General features: G+C 42.7%; 2 protein-coding genes. One reads left to right on the forward strand and one right to left on the reverse strand.

Annotation, left to right across the window (positions count from 1 at the left end; translation table 11 throughout):
* The coding region (locus tag Q7P41_RS02360) for an ABC transporter substrate-binding protein (RefSeq protein ID WP_369693129.1) at positions 1–837 on the reverse strand (837 nt) is incomplete at its 3' end.
* Between the two features lie 439 nt (positions 838–1276).
* Here Q7P41_RS02360 and Q7P41_RS02365 point away from each other — a divergent pair.
* Positions 1277–3325 carry a methyl-accepting chemotaxis protein gene (locus tag Q7P41_RS02365; protein WP_303881839.1) on the forward strand — a complete coding sequence of 683 codons (2049 nt, stop codon included), beginning with the start codon at positions 1277–1279 and terminating at the stop codon, positions 3323–3325.
* The last annotated feature ends 143 nt before the right edge of the window (positions 3326–3468 follow it).

Raw genomic sequence — 3468 nt, forward strand, 5'->3', positions numbered from 1 at the left:
AGGCGTCGGAGCACAAGATGCTAGAGCTCCGCCAAGATTTACAAGGGGAGTTAATAACGTTACAACAGGCAGGGATACGCCCCGTAGCAACTCGCTCACTCTTTCTATCGAATACACATTGTTTTGCTCATCTCTCAAGTAAGAAAGAAGAAAAATTGCGGATCCTTCGGGAGCATTTTCAAACCTTTCCTTCATTTCGTTCCATGGCAATCCTATGAGATATTCCACAGAAAGATGCTTCAGTCTTTTAAATACGAGCCTTGCCTTTTCGTATAGGTCGACACCTAAAGTCGTTTTGTCTGACACGACAAATACATGTTTTGCGGGCAATATTTGAAGCATTAAATTCACATTCGCCGATACATCCAGATCCTCGAAAACGCCAGTCATGTTTCTTTCCAAAGCGGCAAAATATATCAACACCTTACTGGCAATGCTTCCAAAGATAATGGGGAGAGTAGATAAATTTTCCAGGTCGTTTTTTTCCGCTAATAAAAATTGCAGGGCATCGTCGTCGAAGCAGAGAATACAATCGATTTTGCGATTTCGATACTTGGATATAATGTACTCTTCAAACAGTCCATAATAATCGGCAGGATCAAATCTCTTCGCATCGAGATATTCATAAAAAAGGTTAACCGAATTACCGCTTTTATCCAACTCTTCTTTGAGGGTGTTATTAAATACTCTCGTGTAAATATATTCCGGATCATATGAATGTAACACCAGGATATTTCGTTCATTGCACAAAGCGGTAGGAGTGAATGATAACAATACAATGATGCACAATAATAACATCTTGCCATTTACGTATTGTTTCGCCAATTTTCTTCTCATAAATCTTCCTCCGCAAGAAATCTAACCTTATAGGCTTAATGAAAAGTTCATCCCATATTCTCCAACTTAATCCCCGCCTTCCCTTTGTACGGTGAAAATAGGAACAAACCTTAGTCTGTATAAATTATCATATTAAAGATTAGGTGCAGAGGGTGTTTCTCGTAAGACTCATTATGATTTACCCTACTATTATAATACAATTAAATATCGCTATAAAGCTCCTCTAGTTTACATGAACTTTCGGTTTTACAAGTTTCAAATTTTGTGTGACAATAAACCCGTGAACTTTTAAATCAAAACCATTAACATCTTCTGCTGGAAAGCAAGTTACTCTTGATTAAATCCCAATTCTATAATGATATCTTAATGAAATTTAACATATTTTTCAAATTGAGTTAGTTGATTTTTTAAATATCAAAATGTAAGGAGGGAGCAGCAATTGACCGTTAGACGGAGACTCGTTTTGTTGTCGGCAGGAATTTTGATAACTTTATGCATGGTAGGCTTTTTCTCATATCGAGGAAGCAGAACAATCATAATCGATCAGATCAATCAAGGCGGAAGGCTGGCCACTGATACGGCTACCGCATCGTTATCCAACTGGATTAACATTCGTACCAATGTAGTCAAGCTTATGGCTGAGAATATCATTTACATGTGGGAAAACTATGGAATATCAGGTTATCTTGTTAAAGATTACTTGGCAAAGACATTCGATAGACACAAAGACCTAGGATTTATTGAAATTTACATGTGTACTCCAAAAAACGAGTTCATGAGCGCCACGGGGTGGGAACCTCCGGCCGATATGGATATGCGCAAACGCCCCTGGTATGTAGAGGCAGAAAAATACAGCGACGTGATATTTACAGATCCCTATGAAGCGGTAAACGTAGAAGGCTTTGTGATTACTGCAGCAATTGCCGCAATGGACAAAAAGGGGAAGCTGCTGGGCGTGGTTGCAGCCGATGTCTTGATAAAAGACGTTATCGAATTTGTTACGTCGCAAAAGCTCCTCGGTTACGGCTATGGCATATTAGTCGATCAGAAGGGTAACATCATAGCTCACCCAAACAAAGATTACATCATGAAACTCAACCTAACTCAACCATCTGCCTTGGTTTCGCAAGACCTTGCATCCCTTGCCCAAAAGATGGTGAATGGCGAAAAATCTGATGGCATATACACCATGGATGGCGAGAAAAGGAAGATCTTCTTTGCCCCTCTCGATAACGGCTGGAGCATTGGCATCACGGCCGCCACCAACGAAATATTTTCCCCCCTGGTCAATGTAGGAATAAGACTCTTTGTGATAGGGATCATATGTTTAGCGATATTAGGATTGTTTATCTTCTTCACAGCAAAAGCCATCACAAATCCCATAGGCAAGCTCCTTAACGTTGCTCAAAGCGTCATCAAGGGAGAACTTACCGCTAGGACTTCTTTACAGGGAAGCGATGAACTGGCCCAGGTAGGAAAGGCCTTGGATCAATTAATAGAACACCAGCAACAAATACTCCTCGGCCTTAGGAGCCGCAGCGATAAACTCTCACAGGAAGCTACAGCTTTGGACGAGATCTCCGACGCAACGTCAGCATTCGTCAACATTATAACAAAGGAAGCTGATGAATTAAAGGTGATTACCGAGGACAATGCCGATGCCATATCTTCGGCAAATGCTGGCATAGAAGAAGTAGCCTCCGCCGCCCAGGGCGCTGCAAAAGCAGCTGCCGAAGCCTCGAACCAAGCGGAAATTTTGAGAGGAAATGCCCAGGAAACTGGCGATTTGATAACCTACGCCGCAAAACGGGTAACAGAAATGGCCGAATCATTCCGTCAGATTGCCAAGGTAATTTCGCAATTGAACGAAAGGGCCGGACAAATCGGAAGCATTGTCTCAACCATCTCAAGGGTAGCCGATCAGACGAATTTACTGGCTTTAAACGCAGCCATAGAAGCTGCAAGAGCCGGCGAACATGGCCGCGGTTTTGCGGTCGTCGCCGATGAAGTGAGGAAGCTTGCCGAAGAAAGCAACGAAGCAGCCATGCAAATAGGTTTGTTAGCAAAATCCATCATAGAGGAAACTTCACAAGCCGTAGAAGTCACAAATAAGGGCGTAGAACTGGCAGCGGCAGGAGAAAAGGAAGCTTTATTGATGGAAAAACACATAGGAGACGTTTTGAAGGCCATCGAGCTGATAGTAGATCAGATCCAAAACGTCGCTGCCACTGCAGAGGAACAATCGGCGAGCACGCAAGAAATGGCTGCCTCCATAGACAGAGTTGCACAAGGGGTAGAATCAACTCGGGAAAAAGCAGAGAGCATGACAAAATCGGTAAAAGAATTGGAAGAGCGCGTCGCTGCCCTTAAGCGGGCCTCCCAAGACCTGGAAACTTTGGCCAAGGAACTGCACCGAGAAATCAAACTTTACAAATTGGATTCCGCCGCACTTCAAGAAGAACCTGCAGGGCTAGTGCCGTTAGAATAACTGCTGAATAACTAGGGCTGCCGGTTATTTATCTATCGGCAGCCCTTGATAGACTTGCTACATTCAACTAGAACACAAACCTTAAAGTTAATTTAATCCGCCAACGCTCTCCTAAAGAGGGTTAAATAATCCTCTTTAATCAT

The sequence above is a fragment of the Acetomicrobium mobile genome, from assembly GCF_937920065.1.